Source organism: Agrobacterium sp. CGMCC 11546 (assembly GCF_013365515.1).
Classification (GTDB): domain Bacteria; phylum Pseudomonadota; class Alphaproteobacteria; order Rhizobiales; family Rhizobiaceae; genus Agrobacterium; species Agrobacterium fabrum.
In genome coordinates, this window is the sequence record NZ_CP047388.1 from 722,597 (window position 1) to 744,800 (window position 22,204).

A 22,204-nucleotide genomic window follows, 5' to 3' on the forward strand; every position below is an offset into this window, starting at 1 on the left:
CCGCGCGTCCAGTTGTTTGGGATTACTCAGCGATATCGACGTTTTCGAAGGTGAAGTCGCCAAGCGGGCTCATGGTGAAGCCGGAAACCTTGGCGGACATCGGAACGAACTGCGTGGAGTGCGCAAGCGTCGCCCACGGAGCCTGTTCCTTGAAGATCACCTGCGCCTGCTCATAAAGCTTGGTGCGCTCGGCGACATCAGTGGTCTGCTTTGCCTTGGAAAGAAGTTCGGAGAACTCCTTGTTGCACCATTGCGCACGGTTTGCACCGCCTTCGCCGGTTGCGGCGCAGGAGAGCAGAACGCCCATGAAGTTGTCAGGGTCACCGTTGTCGCCGGTCCAGCCGAGAATGACGGCACCGTCGCGGTTCACTTCGGTCGACTTCTTGAGGTATTCACCCCATTCGAAGGAGACGATCTCGGCCTTGACGCCAACCTTTGCGAAATCCGACTGGATCAGCTCGGCGGTGCGGCGGGCATTCGGCATGTAGGGACGCTGAACCGGCATCGCCCAGATCTTCATCGTCAGATCCTTGACGCCAGCAGCTTCGAGAGCCTTCTTGGCCGCTTCCGGATCGTATGCGTCGTCCTTGATGCTGTCGTTATAGGACCACATGGTCGGCGGGATCGGGTTCTTGGCAACCGTGCCAGCGCCCTGGAACACGGCGTCGATGATCGCCTGCTTGTTCATCGCCATGTTCAGCGCCTTGCGCACTTCCGGCTTGTCGAAAGGCGCGACGGTCGTGTTGTAGGCGAAGTAGGCGACGTTCAGACCCGGCTGCTCGTCGAGCTTGAGGTTCTTGTCGGCGCGGATCGTGGAAAGGTCAGCAGGGGCCGGGTAAGGCATCAGGTGGCATTCGCCGGCCTTCAGCTTCTGCAGGCGAACGGCCGCGTCAGGCGTGATCGCGAAAATCAGATCGTCGATCTTCGGTGCATCACCCCAGTAGTCGGCATTCTTCTGGTAGCGGATGACCGCGTCCTTCTGATAGGCGACGAACTTGAACGGACCGGTGCCTATCGGCAGGTTGTTGAAGTCTTCCTTGGTGCCGGCCTTCTCAAGCGTATCGGCATATTCCTTCGAGACGATCGATGCGAAAGGCATGGCGATGTTGGCGAGGAACGGCGCTTCCGGGCGGGTCAGCACGAACTTGACGGTGTAATCGTCAACCTTGACGATTTCCTTGATCAGCGACGGCATTTCCATGGAGTTGTAATATTCGTAGGTGATGCCTGCGATATACTGGTTCCACGGGTTCTTGGTATCACCCTGACGGTTGTAGCTGAAGATCACGTCATCGGCGTTGAAATCGCGGCTCGGCGTGAACTTGTCGTTGGAGTGGAACTTCACACCCTTGCGCAGGTGGAAGGTGTATTCCAGACCATCGCTCGAAACGTCCCATTTTTCGGCAAGGCCCGGCTCGACCTCGGTCGTGCCCTTCTTGAACTCGGTCAGACGGTTGTAGACCGGATGCGCGGAAGCGTCGAAGGTGCCGCCTGCGGTATAAGGCGACGGATCGAAGCCTTCCGGCGATGCCTCGGAGCAATAAACGAAGGTCTTTGCCATGGCTGGCATGGCGGAAGCCATGGCAAGCGCAGAGGCGATAAGCAAACTGCGGGTCAGCGTTTTCATCTGGTGGTCCTTTCCCTCTTTTTCTAAGTTCCTGCGGCCCCGTTGGGGGCCTACCTCTTCTGGTCAGCGACGACGCGGAAACCCGTGTCGCCGTTCGGTCTTTCGCCTTCCGACCAATTACCCGGCGACCGGCTGAAACAGCCGGTCGAGGTTCGTTTCCGGTGGGCAGAACCAGCGTGGCCCCGCCTCCGTCATGTAAGCAATATCCTCGAGACGGACGCCGCACTCGCCATAAACGCACAACATCGGCTCGATGGAAAAACACATGCCCGGCTCAAGCGCCGTGGCATTTCCTGCAACGATATAGGGTTCTTCGTGAATATCCAGCCCAAGCCCGTGGCCGGTGCGGTGCGGCAGGCCGGGAACCTGATAATCCGGGCCGAAACCGGCCGCTTTCAGGCTGTCGCGCGCCGCCTTGTCGACATCCTGGCAGGCGGCACCCAGTGTGGCGGCCGCAAAGGCCGCAGCCTGCGCGTCGCGTTCGGCATTCCAGAGAAAACGCTGGCGCTCGGTCGGCGTGCCGAAGACATAGGTGCGGGTGATATCGGAACGATAGCCGTGAAGAATGGCGCCGAGATCGACCAGCACCATATCACCTTCGACAAGCGTCTGCGCATAGGGCACGCCATGCGGATAGGCCGTCGCCTCGCCGAACTGCACCGCCACGAAAAGCGGCTTCAGGCCGAGCGCAATATGGGCGGCGTTGACGAAATCGGCGACTTCGGTGGTCGAGATCCCCGGACGCAGCCCTTCGAAGACGGCCTTTTGCACGCCGTAGCTCGCATCCATCGCCGTCTGGATGAGCGCGATCTCGGCCGCGGACTTGACCTGTCGCTGGGCGACGATCATCGGCTGGGCGGAAATGATCCGGCCTTCCAGGCGCTGCATCAGGGCGGATGCGAAGACAAAGGGGGTTGCGGGATCGATGGCGACAAAATGACCGGGACAGGAAAGTGCGCCAATGCGGCTTGCCATCAGGTCGAAGGGACTTTCATCCTCTTCCCAGACGGCAACGTCACCCGCAATGCGGATGAGTGTCTGCAGTTTCGGCTCTTCAAAGGTCGGGCTGATATAAAGCGGCGCACCCTCGGCTGGAATAAGAGCACCATGGATACGCTCGGAAAGGCCAAGCGACAGGCCGGTATAATAGGTCAGCGACGACGATGCATCGAGCCAGACCGCCTTCACATTTTGCTGGATCATCCGCGCCTGAAGGCCGCGTAGTCGCAACCTGAACTCGTCTTCAGCGATCGATGAAACCGCGATCGGCTGAAATCGCTTCAGCGCCTCTTGAAACTCTGCCATTCTCTCCCCGCCGCTTTCGGGCTCACGGACACAAGCGTGCCGGCAGCCTCCCAAGCGTTCTTTTCCACATGCTTAAACACAGGCATGGGCCTAAGCAATGGGCTGGCAGGGTGCAGCGCCATAAAACTGCGCATATTCATCTAGACATAACGAAATCGTGATCGACGCACGCCGGATTCCCGCGCAGCTTGCCTTGACGCCGAAATATGAAATTCCCCCGGAAATCCAAGGGTAATATGCCCCACATCCCGAACAGAGCCGGGACGCCGCAAAAACACCAGAAGAAAAAGATGCCCAGAAAAGGAAAAAGCCTGCCGCGGGAGGAGGTGCGGCAGGCTTCAAACTTGATCGGTGATTGGGAGGAGGAGTACCACCGATCCACATCGAGCGACACTGGGAGGAGGAGTGCGTCGCTTCGATGATTTGAATATAGCGGTCTCAGCGATTTTTTCCAGAGCAAGTCTCGCAATGCAGCATTGCATTTTTGCATAGCTCGAAAATTCCTGCTTTGTTTTTTAGCACTCCCACAGAAATCGTTGAGAAATCAGCTTTCCCGATAGACTTGGAAACCGGCGAAGGACTGGTTGACGGGCATCAGTTCAAGGCTGTTGATGTTGATATGCTTCGGCTGCGAGGCAACCCAGTAGATCGTATTGGCGATATCGTCGGCCGTAATCGGATTGACGCCCTTGTAGAGATTATCCGAAGCTTCCTGATTGCCGCCGGTGCGCACCAGCGTGAATTCCGTTTCGCACATGCCGGGTTCGATCGAGGTCACCCTGACACCCTTGCCGTGCAGGTCGGAGCGAAGACCGAGCGAGAACTGCCGCAGGAAGGCTTTGGTACCACCATACACGTTGCCACCCAAATAGGGGTAATGGGCGGCCACCGACGAGAGGTTGACGACGATGCCCTTCTGTTGGATCAGCGTCGGCAGAAGATGATGGGTGATGTTCAGGAGACCGGTGATGTTGGTATCCACCATGGTCTGCCAGTCCTTCAGCGCCACCTGCTGAGCGGGCGCGGTGCCAAGTGCCAGACCGGCATTGTTGACGAGAATGTCGATATCCCTGAAATCAGCGGGCAAAGTCGCCAGCGCCTTTTCGGTCGCATCCTCGTCGGTAATGTCGAAGGCGATACCATGAAAGGCCAGGCCGAGTTCAGCCGCAAGCGCCTCCAGCCGTTCCGCCCGCCGGCCCGTGCCGATGACCTTCCAGCCTTCTTTGGCGAAACGCCGTGCCGTGGCCTGCCCGAAACCGGACGTCGCGCCGGTGATGAGGATGGTGCCGCTCATGATGATGCCTCCACTATATCAGTTTTTTCAGGGTCAGTCTGTGTCAGTAATTTTTCAGCCGCCGCCGCGAGACAACGTTTATAGGCGGCCAGATCCGTATAAAGCGCCTCTTCCGGCGCATCGCCAACGATGATCACACCGCCGCGCCGCACTATCCCGCCATGCAGCATGAGATTGTCGACCATGTCGAAATTCTCGATCGACAGCCCGTCCGGTCCACGATACCGGCCCGTTTCATCCAGCGCCACAACGTCGCTATAATGCGCCTTGATGCGGGTGAAATGATTGGCGGCGACATTGGTATAGGCGAAAACCGGCTTGCCCAGCGCGGACATGAAGCCCAGTTCGTAGCTCGTGCCGGTATCGGCGGCGATGCCGCGGAAAGGGGTGAGATTGGCAATCACCGCATCCGCCTCCAGCATCATCCGCTCATCGACTTCATTGATGTTGCAGCCATGGCCGATCCGCGTATCCGCCGGCGGAATCTGCAGGTCACCCGGGGAAAGCGGGATAAAGCCTGCCTCCCGCGCCAGCGACGCCTTGAGGTCGAGCATTTCACGCGCATTCGGGAGAAAGACTTCCGGGCCGGCGAGATAGATTTTCTTTGTCATCGGGAATTCATGCGATCTGTCAGGAAAGGATGATCCGAAACTAACCCGGGGTGTTTCGCAAAGGCAAGCCGCAGCAGCACGGAAACGGTCCATAAAGCGGTATCGCCCAGACGCTCTTTCCTTTATAGCCGGTGCCACAGACAGGAAATTTCCGGAGCAAGACATGGCAGCCATCATCCGTTATCACGAAGGCGATATTTCCGCCGAAGATGCCGCGCGCTACAAGGGCGCCATCGCCATTGATACGGAAACGCTGGGGCTGGTGCCGCGCCGCGACCGTCTCTGCGTCGTGCAGCTTTCGTCCGGCGACGGCACGGCGGATGTTATCCGCATCGCCGCCGGCCAGAGGCAAGCGCCGAACCTCGTCCACATGCTGGCCGATCCCGCCCGCCAGAAGATTTTTCACTATGGCCGTTTCGATATCGCCGTTCTCTTCCACACCTTCGGTGTGACGACCACGCCGGTCTTCTGCACCAAGATCGCCTCGCGCCTCTGCCGCACCTACACAGATCGGCATGGGCTGAAGGACAATCTCAAGGAAATGCTGGAAGTCGATATTTCCAAGGCGCAGCAATCCTCCGACTGGGCGGCCGAGACGCTGTCACCCGCACAGCTCGAATATGCCGCTTCCGACGTGCTTTATCTGCATGCCCTGCGCGACAAGCTGACGGCGCGCCTTATCCGCGATGGCCGCATCGAGCATGCCGACGCCTGTTTCGCCTTTTTGCCGACCCGTGCGAAGCTTGATCTTCTCGGCTGGGACGAGACGGATATTTTCGCCCATAGCTGAGCGCAGCTGCACTTGGCTTAAGCACTGATTTACCGAAATTGCCTATTCTCGGCCGCAACTTTGGACGGCCGGGGACTTTAAAGGATGATCACTCCGCTACAGCAGACGGCGGGCATTGCAGTCAACGACATCATGCGGTCGATGGTGGAAGCCATCGAGGACCGCCAGCGCGAAGAGCGTGAAAAGGCGAACGGCACCAAAAAGGACGATGCGGTCAAAACCCAGCCGCAACCGGACGAAAGCCATCGCGTCGCCAATCAAAAGATAAGTTCCTACCTGTTCGGCATCATGAAGCCGGATGCTGATGCTTTCGCCTCCCTCGTCTCGCGCTTTTCCTCCGCTCTCGGCGTCACGCAGGAAGCCGACGAGTCGAGTTTCTCCTTCGCCCGGCGGCTTCAGGATGCGCTGACCCTCACCGACAATTTCGAAAAGACCGATGCGCAGGGAAAAGCCACGACGATTTCCCTGACCTCCTTCGGCGTTTCGGAAACGCAGGTCACGGATGTGCTGAACAACGGCGTCACCGCCAAGACCGATCCCATGGCCGCCCTCGCCGCTCGTATCGCAAAGGGTGCCGGCCTGACGGGCAAGGAAGAGGATTTTGGCGAGCAGATGTCGAAAGCCATCATGGCGATGCGCGCGACCTTGCCGAAAAATGTCAGCGATCTCGAAGAATCCACCGGCCTCAAACAACTCGGCATCTCCGCCCGGCAGATGATCGCCGCCATCGCCAACCCCTATGGCGACGAGGCGCGCGCCGTGAAGGATGCCCTGAACGATCAGGCGCAGGGCACCCGCTTCATGACGCGGGAAACCCTGAAAATCATCCAGCGCCTCGAAGACGTCGCGGACCCGAAGACCAAGGAAGAGTTGCAGGCCGAGCGTGGTGAAGAACGCATCGGCGAAATCAACGATGCCGAAGTGAAGGCCGAGCGCGAAAAAGATATCAAGGCCCTCGATGTGCAGGGCAAGCTTGAAGACGTGCAGAAACTTCAGGACGTCGTGAAGGAGCATATCGATGCTTCCAAGAACGACAAGACCGGAGGTGCCGACACACAGAAGCCGGTCGATATTTCACCGGAAACCGCCCTGATCTCCGTGCTTGCGGCGACACCGAAGGAAGACGCCGCCCCGGCTGAAAACGAAAATGACCCCGCAAACACAGAGGCGGCCGCCAATCCCGCCGATGCGGAAAACGAGGCCAAAAAACTGCTCGATGCGCAGGGGCTCGTCAAAGACGCCCGCACTGCGATTCTGCCGATCTCGATCGACGATAATGGCCTTTACGAACTGCTGAAGAAAAAGGCGGCATGATTGCCGCTTGCGACGTCACTTGAGCGAAACATGATGTGAGTTCAGACATGACCAATATTTCCGGCCTATCCGGCAGCGTCGTTTACGACAACGAGCCCGATGCAGCGCAGGCACTGCTGTCGATGGCCGCCCCGCCACTCGTTCCCGATGACGCGGCCTTTGCCGCGGCCGGTGACGAGGACCAGCTCATCGCGCCCGCGGAGATGCAACTGGAACGACGCCTTCCCAAAGCAAGCTGGCTCGACGCCATGCCGCCCGAGGCTTTTGAGGATGCAACCAGCGACCCCGACCATATTTCCTCTGTCAACTCCGACGATAATGGCCTTTATCGCATGTTCATCGGTATCTCGCCCTGAGCGCGCCGTCGCGCGCAATGCGTTGGTTAGCCAAATCTTAATATCTGCAAGCCAAGATTGAACCAGATGATTCTATATGCGCAGAAACCGGGATAACGGCCGAGGCGTATATGGCGCTCCCGCATGAGCGGGCGAGATGACACCTGTACATCACCGGCGCGGCGATTTTTCAACATTCAAGCCAGATGCGGATCAGAGAGCCAATGGGGATTGGTCCTTTCGCAGCCAGCCGCGGTCACCGATAGGAACGGAGCGCAGCATGTTACCGCCTGTACAGAAAATTGCGGCTGCCGATGCCGCCTATGGCACGAACTTACCGCTGACGCCGCGTGCACAGGTGAAGGATGCCGTGCCGCCGCAGACGAGCAATCCTGTCCCTGAAAATAGCAGCAGCCTTTTCGCCCGCGCCGCAATCGCCTCCCTTACCAGCGAATTCCAGCTTTCCCGCAGCACGGCAGTTCTGGCGGAAGCGCTGGGCAAGCTGATGAACCTGCCCCGGCGGGATGGCGAAGCCATCGAGACCTATGTGACGCGGCTGACGGAGGCCCTGCGCACCCTGCCCGCTGCCCAGCGTATGGCGCTGGAACAGCAGGTCGGAAAAGCCTTGCAGGGCCTGACCCTTGCGATGCTCGCCGAAATCCTGAAACAGCCGACCGGGCCGGATGCCGCCCGCCTGGCGCTACTGATCGAGCTTTCTCGCTACAGGGGAATGGATCTCGCGACCAAGGCGGTCGTGTCTTCCTATCAGCAGAACAATCCCGCTCCTGCACAGCCCGTCCAGCCGAAACAGCCGAACGCTCCGAGCCAGAATGCAGAAAGCCGACAAAACCCGGTGGCGACGGCACAGCCGGCGAGTTCCGCGATAGCGAGCCGGCTGCTGCCCCTGCTCATCGGCCCGCTTGCCTTTAGCGGCGCAGCAGTGAAGGCCACGGTGACGGCGCTGACCGCACCGCCGGATGCGCGCGTCCCTCTTGCCGCCCCGCCTGCCGACACAGCCGAATTGCCCGGCGATGCGACGAAACCCGGCGCAAAAACGGAAAACACCCTGCGTCCGCTTCCGCCGCAAACGGACAGCGCGCCCAAGGAAATCCCGGCAGAGCCACGCCCGGCCAATCTACCACGCGGGGAGATCAGCGAGACACGCCCTGCCCTTCCGCATCGCGAGATGATGAAGATTGAGCAAAAGGAAGCCCGCCCGGTCTTGCCGTCCATCGCCGGCCAGGCGGAAGGCGACGGCGAGACTGTCGCCAATCTTCTGCCGACCGCCACGACCGGCAAACTTCCCGCCAGAGCGAACGCAACACAGCAGCTTCCGATCACGCCACAGGGCGTTCCGGCGCAGCCTCTCGAAGACCAACCCGCCGAAAAAGCCGCCTTCGCCACGGCCAATGCCCGCCCTTCGGGCGACGAAACCGAGACCATGACCGCTCGCCCCGATGCCCAGCCGTTGCCCCGCGGCACATTGGATCCGGAAGCGAAAATGGCCATGCTGGAGCAATCGGCCTCGCAATCCCTGATCGCCGCTGCCCTCGTAAAGGACGGCACGCCATTACCGCTCGTTGCTTATCCGCCGGCAGATGAAGATCATGAATCGGAAACACCACCCCGCGGCGGCGGTCCATTTTCCGAGGATGAAGCAGAAGGCGAGGCCGAGGCCGGCGCTGACAATTCCGATGATCAGGGGGAAACGGAAGAATGCATCGCCGCCAATGACGCGATCGACGAGCAGGAAAGCGCGCCCGCAGCGGCTTCCGACGACAGTGCGGAGAATTATTATCTCAGGATGAGCGGCATGCTCTGAGAAGAGTGCAGCTGTTCCCGCTCACCTGCTCAACATGCGAGCAATAAAAAACCCGCCGGAAAATTCCGGCGGGTTCTTCATGTCATAAGATCGAAGCGATTATTCGCCGCGGTTCTTCAGAGCCGCGCCGAGGATGTCGCCGAGCGAAGCGCCCGAGTCGGACGAACCGAACTGTGCGACGGCTTCCTTCTCTTCAGCGATTTCCAGAGCCTTGATCGAAAGCATGACCTTGCGGTCCTTCTTCGAGAAGTTGACGACGCGGGCGTCGAAAACCTGGCCAACTGCGAAACGCTCCGGACGCTGATCGTCACGATCGCGTGCGAGGTCGTTGCGGCGGATGAAGGAGGTGATGTCCTCGTGGTTGACGAGCTTCACTTCCACGCCACCGTCGTTAACGGCGATGACTTCGCACGAAACGACTGCGTTCTTGCGCAGGTCGCCGGAGGTTGCGGCTTCGCCGACAGCATCCTTGCCGAGCTGCTTGATGCCGAGCGAGATGCGTTCCTTCTCGACGTCAACATCGAGAACGACGGCCTTGACCACGTCACCCTTGTTGAACTCTTCGATGACCTGTTCGCCCGGACGGTTCCAGTCGAGATCCGACAGGTGAACCATGCCGTCAACATCGCCTTCGAGGCCAATGAACAGGCCGAATTCGGTCTTGTTCTTGACTTCGCCTTCGACTTCAGTGCCGGCCGGATGGCTGAAGGCAAATGCCTGCCACGGGTTTTCCAGCGTCTGCTTGAGGCCGAGCGAGATACGGCGCTTGGACGGATCGACTTCGAGAACGACAACGTCGACTTCCTGGCTCGTGGACAGGATCTTGCCGGGATGGACGTTCTTCTTGGTCCAGGACATTTCGGAAATGTGGATCAGGCCTTCGATGCCCGGCTCCAGCTCAACGAATGCACCGTAGTCGGTGATGTTCGTGACGGTACCGGAGATCTTCTTGCCAACCGGGTACTTGGCGGAGATGCCATCCCACGGATCGGACTCGAGCTGCTTCATGCCGAGCGAGATACGGTGGGTTTCCTGGTTGATGCGGATGATCTGAACCTTGACCTGCTGGCCAATGTTGAGGATTTCCGAAGGATGGTTGACGCGGCGCCATGCCATGTCGGTAACGTGCAGCAGGCCGTCGATGCCGCCGAGGTCAACGAACGCACCGTAGTCGGTGATGTTCTTGACGACGCCGTCAACAACCTGGCCTTCTTCGAGGTTCTGAACGATTTCAGAACGCTGCTCGGCGCGCGACTCTTCGAGAACCGTACGACGCGAAACAACGATGTTGCCGCGACGCTTGTCCATCTTGAGGATTTCGAAGGGCTGCGGGTTGTGCATCAGCGGGGTAACGTCGCGGATCGGACGGATGTCGACCTGCGAACGCGGAAGGAAGGCAACAGCGCCGTCCAGATCGACGGTGAAGCCACCCTTGACCTGGTTGAAGATAACGCCTTCAACGCGCTCGCCAGCTTCGAACTTGGCTTCGAGCTTGACCCAGCTTTCTTCGCGACGAGCCTTCTCGCGCGACAGAACGGCTTCGCCCAGAGCATTTTCGATGCGCTCGACGTAAACTTCGACTTCGTCGCCGACCTTCAGCGTGCCGTCCTTGGACTTCGCGCCGAATTCCTTGAGCGGAACGCGACCTTCGACCTTCAGACCGACGTCAACGATCGCGACGTCCTTCTCGATTGCCGTGACGATACCCTTGGCAACATAGCCTTCGGCAAGATCGTTAGAGGCAAAGGATTCTTCGAGAAGCGCTGCGAAATCGTCGCGCGTGGGGGTAGATACTGACATGAAATCTCCTGAATGCATCCGCGCGGGGGCGAATACAAAGCGCCGGTGGGCTAGTGTTGTTGATACCCGAACCCATGCCCGCCTTTTTCAAAAGGCTTTCCGGCGCAAGGACATGTCTTCAGGCAATTCCGGACTAAACGCAGACGGCGGCAAGCCGTTCCGCGAAAAACCTATCTCTTCAGAGCGGCGTCGATAATCGTGCGCGCGGCCTGAAACGCCGCCTCTATACTCATTTCCGACGTATCTAGCAAGTGCGCGTCTTCAGCCGGCCTCAACGGGCTGTCGGCGCGGCCCATGTCGCGCTCGTCGCGTTTTTTCACCTCGGCGAAAATGGCATCATAATCGCCATTACCGCCATTGGCCAGAATCTCATCGTAACGGCGCCGCGCCCGTACATCGGCAGAGGCCGTGACGTAGAGCTTCACCGGCGCGTCAGGGCAAACCACAGTGCCGATATCGCGTCCGTCAAGCACCGTGCCCGGCTCCCTCGTGGCAAAAAGCTGCTGGGCTTTGACGAGCGCACGCCTCACCGGCGTCATGACAGCAATTTTCGACGCCGCCTCGCCAATCTCGTGCCGGGAAAGAACGGCGCGGTCGAGCCCCGCAAGGTCCAGCTCCAGCGCCATTTTTTCCGCGACCGCTTCATTATCGAGCGGCAGGCCGGCATCGAGAAGAGCCTTGGCGGTTGCCCTGTAGGTCAGCCCGGTATCGAGATGATGAAAGCCATAGGTCTCCGCGATCTTGCGCGAAAGCGTTCCTTTGCCCGCCGCAGCGGGCCCGTCTATGGCAATCGTAAAGGTCATGAAGCGTCCTGTCGGTGCATCCGTTATAGATATAATAAAGTGTGTCATGCCTCTCTTTTTATATCAGCATTCACACATGGGGCTTGCGCCATGGGAGGCAGCACCCGAAGTTTGTCTTTGACACGAAAGAGCGCAACGATTAAGGGGACCGGCTATAAATTTTACCGTCTATGCCGGTTTTACGGCGTACACACCGAAACTCATTCGACAATTTGAGGCTTAGACAGTGGCAAAAACGGAACTTGGTACCAAGCGTACAGACCCCGATACCGGCAAGAAATTCTACGACCTGAACCGCGACCCGGTCGTTTCTCCCTATAGCGGCAAGTCCTGGCCGCTCTCCTTCTTCGAGGAAAGCACGGCTCAGGCCAAGATGGAGCAGGCTGAGGAAGAGGAAGTGGCGGAAGTCGACGCCGAAAACACGGAAGTCGAACTCGTTTCGCTGGAAGATGCCGATGGCGACAACAGCGGCGACGATATCCCTGATCTGGGCGACGACGACGATGATGTCGAAATCGACGACGACGACGACACCTTCCTCGAAACCGATGACGAAGATGACGACGACGACATGTCCGGCATCATCGGCGTACCGGGCGACGACGAAGAAGCTTGATTTTACTTGATAATTCGGCCCGACGACAAAAAAATGACGCCGGGCCGTTTTTTATGCTTGCACTCGCCGGAAAGCCGCAGTAGTAAGCCGCCACCGAACGGAACAACAACCGCTTCGGTTCCCGGAACCGGAAGAAATGCCGGAACCCTTATGGGGCTATAGCTCAGCTGGGAGAGCGCTTGCATGGCATGCAAGAGGTCAGCGGTTCGATCCCGCTTAGCTCCACCAAATCTTCTCAGACAAAAATATCTCACATTCGGTCAACCGGTTTATCCCGTTGCGCAACGCGGCTTGAAGCAATCGTTATTGCAACAACGCCCGCACATCCTGCCCGTTGATCCGGCACTCCAAAGATCGGGGCGTACTGCCCTCCTTCCCCATCTCGCGACACTCCAGATATCGGCCGCGCAGGCGGTTCTGCAGCGCCTTGAAGGCATTGAGGCCGCAGGCGTAACGGCGGCCGTCGGGACCGGTGCAGACGCGGTTGCGTTCGATCTCCTCCACGCCGGCGAGTTGGAATTCCTCACCCCTGAAGGTGAAGCGGCTGCTGGAGATCACCCGCAGGCGCTGGTCGGCATGCATTTTCAGCGGATAGAGATCGGGCGGTGTCGCAATACGCTCGTAAGTCTGGCTGCGAGGATCCACCCGCACCGGCGCGGTCGTCCACAGCAGTTCCGTATTGGCGGCCAGACCCGTCGGCGCGGAGGTCGACTCGCCATCGACCAGCGAGGCGATACGGATGCCTGCTATGCCGAGGCCTATGGCCAGAAGGATTTGAAACAGCAAAATTGCGATCTGCCGGACCATGTCACCGCAACATCAAACAATGAACGACATAAAATCGATAGGCCGCCTCATAAAGCTGCGGCCGGCTGCATGTCACATCAATAAAACCTTGCCCGCGCTGACATCCCGCACCGTGCCCATGGCCATGATCGGGATCCGGTCGCCATCCAGAATCACTCTTCCCGTCGTCCGCAACCAGCGAAAACCGCCGGATTTGAGCCGAATGCGGTATTCCTGATCGTAGAACACGCCATTCGTCAGCGAATTATAAACAGCCTTGGCGACGCGGGCCCGAGAGCTGCTCTCGATCTGCGCAATGAAGTCTTCAACCGGAATGCCGTGGGCGGCTTCTTCCGGGGAGAATTCACGCAGGCGGGCGGTCACGGCATCCAGATAGACCAGATTTTGCCCGACGTTCCAAGTGTAGTAACCCACAAGTGTCTCTTCGAGAGATATGTTTTCCAGCATCGGCCTTCTACAGTCTGAAATGCTTGTGCCGGGTCTGTAACACACATGACGGCAGACGGCTAACCACAAGAATTCATCCTTTTGTCTGACGAAACCCTGTTTCCGCGCCGCCATTTATCGACAGGCCTTTTCGGCAGCCATGTTGGCGAAGCAACCTTCCTGTGCCAAGAAGGCTGATACCGCAGCCAGCGACCAGAGGAGCCGCCGTGACCATCGGGCTTGCCCATGCCGAACTCATCGCCGTCGTCACCGCCATCACCACGGATGAACCACGTGTCATGACCGTTCGCGAAGGGGCGGCCCTTCCCTCGGGTCCGTTCGAATTCGGACACAGGACGCTTCAGAGCGGGCTGCGGGAATGGATCCACGAACAGACCCATCACCCCGTCGGTTATCTCGAACAGCTCTATACTTTCGCCGATCGCGACCGCAACAACGAGATTTTGGGCGGCAGAACCATTTCCATCGGTTATCTCGGCCTGGTGCGCGAGCAGGAGGCGCCCAGTGGCAAAAGCGCCTTCTGGCACGGCTGGTACGAATATTTCCCGTGGGAGGACCATCGCCAGGGACGCCCCGATATTCTCGACAGCATTATCGACAGGCTGCGCGCCTGGGCCGATTCCGAGCCGGACAGCAGGACCCAGCGTCACCTGCGCGCCGATTTCACCTTCGGGCTGGATGGAGGTGGCTGGAACGAGGAACTGACCCTGCAGCGTTACGAACTGCTCTATGAGGCGGGACTTGTCGAGGAAGCGCAGGGCGAACCGCGGATCAATTTCGGCAGGCCGATGTTTGCCGACCACCGCCGCATCCTTGCCACCGGCATCGCCCGTCTGCGCGCCAAGATCAAATACCGGCCGGTGGTGTTCGAGCTTATGGCCGATAGCTTCACCCTGCTGCAATTGCAGCGCGCTATTGAGGCGCTGGCCGGGCTGACGCTGCACAAGCAGAATTTCCGCCGGCTGATCGAACAGCAGCAGCTGGTGGAGGAAACCGGCGACATGGCGACTGAAACCGGCGGCCGCCCGGCGAAGCTTTTCCGCTTCCGCCAGACCGTTCTTGATGAACGCGCCCTTTCCGGAACGAAACTGCCCCTCTCCCGCAATTGACATATGCTCACAATGAGAATATGTCTTCGTCCCAGATATACTCAAAAAGAGTATAAATGGGAGAGCACCGTGAACGAGCAGATTTCCGCCGCTAGCCTTTATGACCGCGTTGCCCGTGTCATTCCAAAGGCCGAATGGATGGGCTTTCAGGATGATGTCGAGGCAATCCTTGAATTGAAACGCAAGCGCAACGCCGTCATCCTCGCCCATAATTACCAGACGCCGGAAATCTTCCACGGCGTCGCCGATATCGTCGGGGACAGTCTCGCCCTTGCCCGCAAGGCAATGGAGGTGGAAGCGGATGTGATCGTTCTGGCCGGCGTGCATTTCATGGCCGAGACGGCAAAGCTGCTCAATCCGGAAAAAACCGTACTTATTCCGGATATGGCCGCTGGCTGCTCGCTCGCCGATTCCATCACGCCGGAAGACATCGCGCTTCTGCGCAAGGCCTATCCCGGCGTTCCTGTCGTCACCTATGTGAACACGTCAGCGGCGGTGAAGGCTGCGTCCGATATCTGCTGCACGTCAGGCAATGCCCGCCAGGTGGTGGAATCGCTCGGCGTGCCGCGCGTTTTGATGCTGCCGGATGAATATCTGGCGAAGAACGTGGCCAAGGAAACCAATGTCGAGCTGATCGCCTGGCGTGGCCATTGCGAAGTGCATGAGCTTTTCACCGCCGATGACATCAGGGAACTGCGCGAAAGCCATCCCGGCGTTATCGTGCTGGCGCATCCCGAATGTCCGCCTGAGGTCGTAGACGCTGCGGATTTCTCCGGCTCCACCGCCGTCATGTCTGACTATGTCGGCCGCGAGCGCCCTGCCCGCGTGGTGCTTCTGACGGAATGCTCGATGAGCGACAACGTCGCCGTGCATCATCCCGATGTCGAGTTCATCCGCCCCTGCAATCTCTGCCCGCACATGAAGCGCATCACGCTTGGCAATATCCGCACGGCACTGGAGGAAAATCGCCATGAGGTGACGGTCGATCCGGCCATTGCCGGTGCCGCCCGTCGCGCCGTGGAAAGGATGCTGCAGATATGAGCGAGTTTTTGCCGCAGCGGGACTGGACGGTCATCGTCGGCAGCGGCATTGCCGGGCTGATGGCGGCGATGACGCTGGCGCCGCAGCCCGTGCTGCTTGTGACGCGCGGCGCGCTCGGCGGCGAAACCTCAAGCGCCTGGGCGCAGGGCGGCATCGCGGCCAGCCTCGGGCCGGATGATCGCGCAGCCCTGCATGTCGCCGATACGCTCGCTGCGGGCGATGGCCTTTGTGATGAAGATTTGGTGGTTGGCATCGTTTCCGCCGCCCCCGCCGTCATAGATGCGCTGGAGCGGGCAGGCGTTCGCTTCGACCGGGACGCCGGCGGCAACTATGTCTTCGGGCTGGAAGCCGCCCATAGCCGGCGGCGCATTCTGCATGCCGAAGGCGACGGGTCGGGTGCGGCGATCGTCAGGGCTCTTGCGGATGCCGTTCGCCGTACGCCTTCGATCACGGTTCTGGAAGGCACGGAAGTGCGCCGGTTGCTGACGGAAGATGGCGTGATCGCCGGTCTCGCCTGCGCCGGCCCGAACGGCAGCTTCCTTCTGCCAGCAAGCCAGGTCATTCTCGCCACCGGCGGTCTCGGCGGACTTTATGACGCCACGACCAATCCCTCCGGCAATTTCGGGCAGGGCATCATGCTTGCCGCCCGCGCCGGCGCCATCCTTGCCGACATGGAATTCGTGCAGTTTCACCCAACAGCACTTTCCTCCCCCCGGCGACCGCTGGCGCTGGTGAGCGAAGCGGTGCGGGGTGAAGGCGCCCTGCTTCTCAATGAAAACGGCGAAAGGTTCATGGCGGCAGTGCCGGGCGCGGAACTGGCGTCGCGCGATATTGTCGCCCGCGCCATCGACCGTGAAATCCTGCGCGGCGGCAGGGTCTTTCTCGATGCCCGCCAGGCGCTCGGCTCCGGTTTTGCCAGCCGTTTCCCGTCAATCGACCTGCTTTGCCGCGAGGCAGGCATAGACCCCGCCCGCGAACTCGTGCCGGTCCGCCCGGCCGTGCATTACCACATGGGCGGTGTCGCCACGGATAACAAAGGCAGAAGTTCGGTGCGCGGGCTCTGGGTTGCGGGGGAAACCGCCTGCACCGGCCTTCACGGCGCAAACCGGCTTGCCAGCAACTCGCTGCTGGAGGCGGCAGCGATGGGCATGCGTGCGGCGCAGGATATTGCCGGCCGGCCCGCACCCGCGGCAAGATCGGCGGCTGCCGTTTCGCCCAACGCGACAGCTGATTTTTCGCCCGCCGATCTCGCCGCTGTCAGGCCCATCGTTTCCCGTCATCTCGGCATCGTCAGACATGCCGCGGGACTGGCCGAAGCCATCAGGGACTTACTGCCGCTTGCCGAGCGAAACGGCCCGGCCTCCGACCCGGCGGTGGTCGCTCTCTCCATCGCCGTTTTCGCAGCCCTGCGGAGGGAATCGCGCGGCGCGCATTTCCGTGACGATTTTTCGCAGAAGGATGCCAAGGCCATGAGACGCCGACTGAGCCTGAACGACGTCGTCACCGTCGCCCATGAATTTTCCTCTTCCAGCCTTGCAACAGCCGGTTTCGCGCGGAGCGCCTGACATGATCCTTTCCCCCCTGCCCCGCCTCATCATCGAACCGCTCGTGCGTAATGCCCTTCTGGAAGACTTGGGCCTCGCGGGCGACATCACCTCCACCGCCGTCATCCCCGCCGACCACCGCTCGGTCGTTGTCATGGCGGCGCGGGAGCCGGGCGTCATCGCCGGGCTCGATGCGGCGGAACTTGCCTTCCAGCTTGTGGACCCGGCGATCAGGATGAACAGGCACATTGCGGATGGGGCAGCCGTGGCGGCCGGCGATATCATCGCAACCATCGAAGGGCCGTCTCGCGGGCTTTTGACTGGGGAACGCACGGCGCTGAATTTCCTCGGCCATCTCTCGGGCATCGCCTCCGTCACCGCAAAAATCGTCGCCGCCATTGCCGGCACCAAAGCGTCGGTCGCCTGCACCCGCAAGACGACGCCGGGGCTGCGGACGCTGGAAAAATATGCCGTGCGCGCCGGCGGCGGCATAAACCACCGTTTTGCGCTTTATGATGCCGTTCTCATCAAGGACAATCATATCGCCGTCGCCGGCAGCGTGCGTGAGGCCATCCGCCGCGCAAGGCAGGGCGTCGGACATCTCGTCAAGATCGAGGTCGAAGTCGATACGCTCGTGCAGTTGCACGAGGCCATGGAAGAGGGTGTGGATGCGGTTCTTCTCGATAACATGACGCCGGAACAGCTGCGCGAGGCGGTAGAGATCGTTGCCGGTCGCGCCATCACCGAAGCCTCTGGCCGCATCAATCCGCAGACGGCGGCAGCCATCGCCGCCACCGGCGTCGATCTTATCTCCATCGGCTGGATCACCCACAGCGCGCCGGTTCTTGATATCGGGCTGGATTTTGAGAGCCAGAGTTGAGTTTGCGCTAACGTACACGCCTCACGGAACAAAACTTCCGCGTCTTCGTTAATAATCGCCTGGGGTCAATTCAAGGCGGGGGGACGTGCGCAAAAAATGCGGGTCCATATGCCTATGACCTCTCTCTAGAAAGGAAAGGCTTGTTATGGAAGACGCACAAGTTGGCTGGATTGCAGCAATCATCATCGGCGGCGTAGCTGGTTGGCTCGCCGAACAGTTCATGAAAAGCAATATGGGTGTTTTCATGAACATCATCCTCGGCATTATCGGGGCCATCGTCGCCAATTTCCTTCTGGGGCTCATCGGCGTCTCGCTCGGAGGCTGGATTGGCTATCTCATCGCAGGTTTCATCGGCGCCTGCATTCTCATCGCCGTCGGGCGCGCATTTCGCAGATAAGGGGAGGACAGAATGAGCTTTTTCAACAAGATCAAGGACGCGATTTTCGGCAAGGCCGAGGCCGCGCCGCAGACTTCGGCTCCTGCCGGAACACCTACGACCACCGCAACCCCGGCAGCACCGACCCAGCCTGCCTCACCGGCACCGACAGCTGCGGCTCCCGCGCCCATCGGCACCGTCGACGTCGCCTCCATCCTGGATGCGGCAGTCAAGAAGAATGGACAGAAGCTCGACTGGAAACATTCGATTGTCGATCTTCTGAAGGCGCTCGATCTGGACAGCAGCCTCACTGCCCGAAAGGAACTGGCGAGCGAACTGGGTTACACCGGCGACACCTCGGATTCGGCGACCATGAATATCTGGCTGCACAAGGCGGTCATCAAGAAGCTCTCCGAAAACGGCGGCAAGGTTCCGGCCGACCTTCTGGATTGAACCGATAAACGGGAGAACCGCGATGGACGACTATTCCAGCCTGAGAGAGCAGATCGGCCAGGATCTCGACACCCTGCACAGGACCGAGAACCCGAAGTCGATTTTCGAAATCGCCGATGACTATCTGCTGGGAGATCCAAATCTCAAGCGAGCCATCGTCGAAGACATCATCAAGGAAGAAGCGGACAAGCGCGGTATCGCGATCCACTGAACACACGCGACAAGCGCGGCTGTTTCACACGAAGGGCGGCATCCAGACCGGGTGCCGCCCTTTTTGCTTCAAGCGTCATTTTTCCGGCTTCGCTTCGGCCTTCTTCGCGTTTTCTTCCATCAGCTCATACCACATGGCGTTCATGACGGCGAAGATGGCGGCGAGAGGCAGGCCGAGCAGCCAAGCGAAATACCACATGTTCGATCTCCTTCTTTTCAAACTTTTCCTGGAATTGCGTCAATAAGCGTGGCCGCTGTCGTCACGGATCGCCTTTTCATCCACCTTGCCCCACAGCACGCGATAGACCCACGAGGTGTAGGCAACGATCATCGGAACGAAGATGAGCGTGACGACCAGCATGTTGAATAGCGTCATGTGGCTGGACGATGCGTCCCACACCGTCAGGCTCGACCTGGGATCGACCGAGGACGGCAGGATGAAGGGAAACATCGTAAGCCCGACGGTGGCGATGATGCCGAAAATCGCGAGCGAACTGGACAGCAGTGCCAGGACTTCCCTGCGGGCCCTGAAAAGGATGAAAGCGACGAGCGGGAAGACGAGACCAAGCGCCGGCGCCAGCATCATCCACGGATGTGCCGCATAGTTGGCAAACCAGACACCACCCGCAACCTCGACCGTCTTGGACAGCGGGTTGGAGGGACCATCGGTCACGACTTCAGAGGTGAAGCGATAACCATCGACCCCGAGCCAGAGAAAGACACCGCCGAGCGCGAAAAGAACTGTCGTGGCAAGGGCCGCAATGCTGCCGAAACTGCGCGCACGGGCAGCCACCGGACCTTCGGTCTTCAGCACCAGCCAGGCCGCACCATGCATTACCAGCATGGCGACGGAAACGAGGCCGCAAAGAAGGGCATAGGGGTTCAGAAGCTCGAACAGTGTCGTGCCGTCGTAGAAAATCCTGAGGTCGTCGTTAAAGTGGAAGGGAACACCCTGCAGCACGTTGCCGATCGCCACGCCAAAGATCAGCGCCGGCACGAAGCCGCCGACGAACAGGGCCCAGTCCCAGCTGCTGCGCCATGCCGGGCTCTCGCGCTTGGAGCGATATTTGAAACCGACCGGCCGCAGGATCAGCGCGAACAGGGTGGCAAACATCGCCAGATAGAAACCTGAAAACGAAACCGCATAAAGCGGCGGCCAGGCGGCAAAGATCGCACCGCCGCCAAGGATCAGCCACACCTGGTTGCCTTCCCAGACCGGGCCGATGGAATTGATGACGACACGGCGCTCGATATCCGTCTTCGCCACGAAGGGCAGCAGCGCGCCCGTGCCGAGATCGAAACCGCCCGTCACGGCAAAGCCGATAAGCAAAACGCCGAGCAGCAGCCACCAGATGACGCGAAGGATTTCATAGTCGATGAGTTGATGCAGGATCATGATATCTTACTCCGCAGCGACGAGTTTTTCAGGAACGAGCGGCGCCTCCGGCTCATGGTCCGGATCTGGCCCCTTGCGGATCGCCTTCAGCATCAGCCCCATTTCGACGATGAACAGCACCGTGTAGATGGCGATGAAACATAAAAGCGTAATCAGGACAGTCGAAGCGCTGAGGTTGGAGACGGCAGCGGCCGTTGGCAGCACACCCTCGATGATCCACGGCTGGCGGCCGAATTCGGCGACCACCCAGCCCATTTCGGCGGCAATCCACGGTAGCGGAATGGCAAAGACCGCCACTTTCAGCAACAGCGGATAATGATCCAGCCGACGGCGGGCCGAGAGATAGAAGAAGGTCGCCGTCAAAAGGATGAAGAACATGCCGAGGCCGACCATGATGCGGAACGACCAGAACAGCGTCGGCACATGCGGGATGGTGTCGGCAGCGGCCTTGGCGATCTGCTCTTCGCTCGCCTGACGCGGATCGTCGACATAGCGCTTGAGCAGCAGGGCATAACCAAGCTCGTGGCCGACTTCGGCGAAGGTGCCGCGCACCTCTTCCGGCAGCTCTGCGCCCTTGCCGGTGGCGCGTATCTGCATCAGCGCGTCATAGGCCTTGATACCGTCGCGGATGCGGGTCTTTGCCTGCTCGACAAGATCGTTGATGCCTGGGATTTGCGTATCAAGCGAACGGGTGCCGATGAGGCCCATCACCCATGGGATTTTGACCGCAAAATGCGTCTCGCGCGCTTCCTGATCGGGAAAACCGATGGCCGTGAAGGGAGCGGGCGCCGGCTCGGTTTCCCACATGGCCTCGATGGAGGCGAGCTTCATCTTCTGGTGTTCTGTCGAGAGATAACCGCTTTCGTCCCCCAGCACGACCACCGAAAGCGCGGATGCCAGACCGAAGGAGGCGGCAACCGTCATCGACCGCTTGGCGAGATCGACGTGGCGACCTTTCAGCACGTACCAGGCGGAGACGCCGAGCACGAAGATGGAGGCCGTCACGTAGCCGGCGGAAACGGTGTGCACGAATTTCGCCTGCGCCACCGGGTTGAACAGGACCGCGAAGAAGTCAGTCACTTCCATGCGCATGGTCTGGGGATTGAAGGCGGAGCCCGTCGGGTTCTGCATCCAGCCATTGGCGATCAATATCCACAGCGCCGAAAAATTCGAGCCGATCGCCACGCACCATGTCGCGACGAGGTGGCCGAGTTTCGACAGCTTGTCCCAGCCGAAAAAGAACAGGCCGACGAAGGTGGCCTCCAGAAAGAAGGCCATCATGCCCTCGATCGCCAGCGGCGCGCCGAAGATATCGCCGACATAGTGACTGTAATAACTCCAGTTCATGCCGAACTGGAATTCCATGACGATGCCGGTGGAAACACCGAGCACGAAATTGATACCGAACAGGGTGCCCCAGAATTTCGTCATCTGCCGCCAGATCGTGCGGCCGGTCATGACATAGACCGTTTCCATGATGGCGATCACCACCGACAGCCCGATCGTCAGGGGAACGAACAGGAAGTGATATAAAGCCGTCACTGCAAATTGCAGGCGCGACAGCGCCACTATGTCGAGTTCCATAGTCTTACCCACCTTTTCCGGAAGGCCGGCCTTCCATTTT

The 22,204-nt window shown here is 59.8% G+C and carries 23 protein-coding genes and 1 tRNA gene; 13 read left to right on the forward strand and 11 right to left on the reverse strand.

Going from position 1 to position 22,204, the window contains the following annotated elements:
* Positions 1–22 precede the first annotated feature (22 nt).
* The 4 genes from GSF67_RS18110 to GSF67_RS18125 form a co-directional block, all read right to left on the reverse strand.
* Positions 23–1,627, reverse strand: a complete 1,605-nt coding sequence (locus GSF67_RS18110) for an ABC transporter substrate-binding protein (RefSeq protein ID WP_006313842.1) — start codon at positions 1,625–1,627, stop codon at positions 23–25.
* Between the two features lie 117 nt (positions 1,628–1,744).
* Positions 1,745–2,932: a Xaa-Pro peptidase family protein gene (locus GSF67_RS18115; RefSeq protein WP_006313841.1), complete on the reverse strand. Its 1,188-nt coding sequence runs from the start codon at positions 2,930–2,932 to the stop codon at positions 1,745–1,747.
* Between the two features lie 544 nt (positions 2,933–3,476).
* The gene (locus GSF67_RS18120) at positions 3,477–4,226 is read right to left on the reverse strand and encodes an SDR family oxidoreductase (RefSeq protein ID WP_006313839.1); all 750 of its coding nucleotides are present in this window, start codon (positions 4,224–4,226) and stop codon (positions 3,477–3,479) included.
* Positions 4,223–4,837: a nucleoside 2-deoxyribosyltransferase gene (locus tag GSF67_RS18125; protein WP_035215762.1), complete on the reverse strand. Its 615-nt coding sequence runs from the start codon at positions 4,835–4,837 to the stop codon at positions 4,223–4,225. Before GSF67_RS18125 ends, GSF67_RS18120 begins: the two co-directional genes overlap by 4 nt.
* Before the next feature lie 163 nt (positions 4,838–5,000).
* Here GSF67_RS18125 and GSF67_RS18130 point away from each other — a divergent pair, with 163 nt between their 5' ends.
* The 4 genes from GSF67_RS18130 (at position 5,001) to GSF67_RS18145 (ending at position 9,098) form a co-directional block, all read left to right on the forward strand.
* Positions 5,001–5,627: a ribonuclease D gene (locus GSF67_RS18130; protein WP_006313837.1), complete on the forward strand. Its 627-nt coding sequence runs from the start codon at positions 5,001–5,003 to the stop codon at positions 5,625–5,627.
* Positions 5,628–5,711: 84 nt separating this feature from the next.
* Positions 5,712–6,941, forward strand: a complete 1,230-nt coding sequence (locus tag GSF67_RS18135; protein ID WP_006313836.1) for a hypothetical protein — start codon at positions 5,712–5,714, stop codon at positions 6,939–6,941.
* Between the two features lie 47 nt (positions 6,942–6,988).
* Positions 6,989–7,297 carry a hypothetical protein gene (locus GSF67_RS18140; protein WP_006313835.1) on the forward strand — a complete coding sequence of 103 codons (309 nt, stop codon included), beginning with the start codon at positions 6,989–6,991 and terminating at the stop codon, positions 7,295–7,297.
* Positions 7,298–7,556: 259 nt separating this feature from the next.
* Positions 7,557–9,098 (forward strand): hypothetical protein, encoded by a 1,542-nt coding sequence (locus GSF67_RS18145; RefSeq protein WP_006313831.1) that lies wholly within the window; start codon positions 7,557–7,559, stop codon positions 9,096–9,098.
* Between the two features lie 99 nt (positions 9,099–9,197).
* On the opposite strand, the gene rpsA is transcribed toward GSF67_RS18145, so the two are convergent.
* Together rpsA and cmk are read right to left on the reverse strand one after the other, a co-directional pair.
* Positions 9,198–10,898, reverse strand: a complete 1,701-nt coding sequence (gene rpsA / locus GSF67_RS18150) for a 30S ribosomal protein S1 (protein WP_006313829.1) — start codon at positions 10,896–10,898, stop codon at positions 9,198–9,200.
* A gap of 170 nt (positions 10,899–11,068) precedes the next feature.
* Positions 11,069–11,701, reverse strand: coding sequence for a (d)CMP kinase (cmk, locus tag GSF67_RS18155; RefSeq protein WP_006313827.1), 633 nt, complete (start codon positions 11,699–11,701; stop codon positions 11,069–11,071).
* A gap of 226 nt (positions 11,702–11,927) precedes the next feature.
* Between cmk and GSF67_RS18160 the strand changes: the two genes are divergently transcribed.
* Positions 11,928–12,317: a TIGR02300 family protein gene (locus GSF67_RS18160; RefSeq protein ID WP_006313825.1), complete on the forward strand. Its 390-nt coding sequence runs from the start codon at positions 11,928–11,930 to the stop codon at positions 12,315–12,317.
* Positions 12,318–12,469: 152 nt separating this feature from the next.
* Positions 12,470–12,545, forward strand: a tRNA-Ala gene (locus GSF67_RS18165).
* Between the two features lie 75 nt (positions 12,546–12,620).
* On the opposite strand, the gene GSF67_RS18170 is transcribed toward GSF67_RS18165, so the two are convergent.
* Positions 12,621–13,124 (reverse strand): thermonuclease family protein, encoded by a 504-nt coding sequence (locus GSF67_RS18170; protein WP_006313821.1) that lies wholly within the window; start codon positions 13,122–13,124, stop codon positions 12,621–12,623.
* Between the two features lie 72 nt (positions 13,125–13,196).
* A complete protein-coding gene (locus GSF67_RS18175) occupies positions 13,197–13,571 on the reverse strand; it encodes a PAS domain-containing protein (RefSeq protein ID WP_006313820.1) in 375 nt (124 codons plus the stop codon).
* Between the two features lie 206 nt (positions 13,572–13,777).
* On the opposite strand from GSF67_RS18175, the gene GSF67_RS18180 reads away from it, so the two are divergent.
* From GSF67_RS18180 to GSF67_RS18210, 7 genes are all read left to right on the forward strand, one after another.
* Positions 13,778–14,680 (forward strand): hypothetical protein, encoded by a 903-nt coding sequence (locus GSF67_RS18180; protein ID WP_006313819.1) that lies wholly within the window; start codon positions 13,778–13,780, stop codon positions 14,678–14,680.
* A gap of 69 nt (positions 14,681–14,749) precedes the next feature.
* Positions 14,750–15,721: a quinolinate synthase NadA gene (gene nadA, locus GSF67_RS18185; RefSeq protein WP_006313817.1), complete on the forward strand. Its 972-nt coding sequence runs from the start codon at positions 14,750–14,752 to the stop codon at positions 15,719–15,721.
* Positions 15,718–17,286, forward strand: coding sequence for an L-aspartate oxidase (locus tag GSF67_RS18190; protein WP_006313816.1), 1,569 nt, complete (start codon positions 15,718–15,720; stop codon positions 17,284–17,286). Before nadA ends, GSF67_RS18190 begins: the two co-directional genes overlap by 4 nt.
* Before the next feature lies 1 nt (position 17,287).
* Positions 17,288–18,145 (forward strand): carboxylating nicotinate-nucleotide diphosphorylase, encoded by an 858-nt coding sequence (gene nadC / locus GSF67_RS18195; RefSeq protein WP_006313815.1) that lies wholly within the window; start codon positions 17,288–17,290, stop codon positions 18,143–18,145.
* Between the two features lie 145 nt (positions 18,146–18,290).
* The gene (locus GSF67_RS18200) at positions 18,291–18,542 is read left to right on the forward strand and encodes a GlsB/YeaQ/YmgE family stress response membrane protein (RefSeq protein WP_006313814.1); all 252 of its coding nucleotides are present in this window, start codon (positions 18,291–18,293) and stop codon (positions 18,540–18,542) included.
* A gap of 12 nt (positions 18,543–18,554) precedes the next feature.
* Positions 18,555–18,974: a DUF3597 domain-containing protein gene (locus GSF67_RS18205; protein WP_006313813.1), complete on the forward strand. Its 420-nt coding sequence runs from the start codon at positions 18,555–18,557 to the stop codon at positions 18,972–18,974.
* 22 nt (positions 18,975–18,996) lie between these two features.
* Positions 18,997–19,185: a hypothetical protein gene (locus tag GSF67_RS18210; RefSeq protein ID WP_006313812.1), complete on the forward strand. Its 189-nt coding sequence runs from the start codon at positions 18,997–18,999 to the stop codon at positions 19,183–19,185.
* 75 nt (positions 19,186–19,260) lie between these two features.
* Here GSF67_RS18210 and cydX read toward each other — a convergent pair whose 3' ends face one another.
* Genes cydX through GSF67_RS18225 form a run of 3 tightly spaced genes read right to left on the reverse strand, consistent with a single transcriptional unit; the run spans position 19,261 to position 22,164 of the window.
* Entirely contained in the window at positions 19,261–19,383 is a 123-nt protein-coding gene (gene cydX / locus GSF67_RS18215) for a cytochrome bd-I oxidase subunit CydX (RefSeq protein WP_006313811.1), read from the reverse strand.
* Between the two features lie 39 nt (positions 19,384–19,422).
* Positions 19,423–20,580: a cytochrome d ubiquinol oxidase subunit II gene (gene cydB, locus GSF67_RS18220; protein WP_128822077.1), complete on the reverse strand. Its 1,158-nt coding sequence runs from the start codon at positions 20,578–20,580 to the stop codon at positions 19,423–19,425.
* 6 nt (positions 20,581–20,586) lie between these two features.
* Positions 20,587–22,164 (reverse strand): cytochrome ubiquinol oxidase subunit I, encoded by a 1,578-nt coding sequence (locus GSF67_RS18225; RefSeq protein ID WP_006313809.1) that lies wholly within the window; start codon positions 22,162–22,164, stop codon positions 20,587–20,589.
* Positions 22,165–22,204: the final 40 nt, after the last annotated feature.

Excerpts from the sequence above, each read along its gene's own strand:
- nadC (WP_006313815.1), top strand. The coding sequence starts at position 17,288 with ATGATCCTTTCCCCCCTGCCCCGCCTCATCATCGAACCGCTCGTGCGT.
- GSF67_RS18210 (WP_006313812.1), top strand. The coding sequence starts at position 18,997 with ATGGACGACTATTCCAGCCTGAGAGAGCAGATCGGCCAGGATCTCGAC.
- cydX (WP_006313811.1), bottom strand. The coding sequence starts at position 19,383 with ATGTGGTATTTCGCTTGGCTGCTCGGCCTGCCTCTCGCCGCCATCTTC.
- cydB (WP_128822077.1), bottom strand. The coding sequence starts at position 20,580 with ATGATCCTGCATCAACTCATCGACTATGAAATCCTTCGCGTCATCTGG.
- GSF67_RS18205 (WP_006313813.1), top strand. The coding sequence starts at position 18,555 with ATGAGCTTTTTCAACAAGATCAAGGACGCGATTTTCGGCAAGGCCGAG.
- GSF67_RS18225 (WP_006313809.1), bottom strand. The coding sequence starts at position 22,164 with ATGGAACTCGACATAGTGGCGCTGTCGCGCCTGCAATTTGCAGTGACG.
- GSF67_RS18190 (WP_006313816.1), top strand. The coding sequence starts at position 15,718 with ATGAGCGAGTTTTTGCCGCAGCGGGACTGGACGGTCATCGTCGGCAGC.
- GSF67_RS18125 (WP_035215762.1), bottom strand. The coding sequence starts at position 4,837 with ATGACAAAGAAAATCTATCTCGCCGGCCCGGAAGTCTTTCTCCCGAAT.
- GSF67_RS18115 (WP_006313841.1), bottom strand. The coding sequence starts at position 2,932 with ATGGCAGAGTTTCAAGAGGCGCTGAAGCGATTTCAGCCGATCGCGGTT.
- GSF67_RS18130 (WP_006313837.1), top strand. The coding sequence starts at position 5,001 with ATGGCAGCCATCATCCGTTATCACGAAGGCGATATTTCCGCCGAAGAT.
- GSF67_RS18110 (WP_006313842.1), bottom strand. The coding sequence starts at position 1,627 with ATGAAAACGCTGACCCGCAGTTTGCTTATCGCCTCTGCGCTTGCCATG.
- GSF67_RS18170 (WP_006313821.1), bottom strand. The coding sequence starts at position 13,124 with ATGGTCCGGCAGATCGCAATTTTGCTGTTTCAAATCCTTCTGGCCATA.
- GSF67_RS18145 (WP_006313831.1), top strand. The coding sequence starts at position 7,557 with ATGTTACCGCCTGTACAGAAAATTGCGGCTGCCGATGCCGCCTATGGC.
- GSF67_RS18140 (WP_006313835.1), top strand. The coding sequence starts at position 6,989 with ATGACCAATATTTCCGGCCTATCCGGCAGCGTCGTTTACGACAACGAG.
- GSF67_RS18200 (WP_006313814.1), top strand. The coding sequence starts at position 18,291 with ATGGAAGACGCACAAGTTGGCTGGATTGCAGCAATCATCATCGGCGGC.
- GSF67_RS18135 (WP_006313836.1), top strand. The coding sequence starts at position 5,712 with ATGATCACTCCGCTACAGCAGACGGCGGGCATTGCAGTCAACGACATC.
- GSF67_RS18120 (WP_006313839.1), bottom strand. The coding sequence starts at position 4,226 with ATGAGCGGCACCATCCTCATCACCGGCGCGACGTCCGGTTTCGGGCAG.
- cmk (WP_006313827.1), bottom strand. The coding sequence starts at position 11,701 with ATGACCTTTACGATTGCCATAGACGGGCCCGCTGCGGCGGGCAAAGGA.
- GSF67_RS18175 (WP_006313820.1), bottom strand. The coding sequence starts at position 13,571 with ATGCTGGAAAACATATCTCTCGAAGAGACACTTGTGGGTTACTACACT.
- rpsA (WP_006313829.1), bottom strand. The coding sequence starts at position 10,898 with ATGTCAGTATCTACCCCCACGCGCGACGATTTCGCAGCGCTTCTCGAA.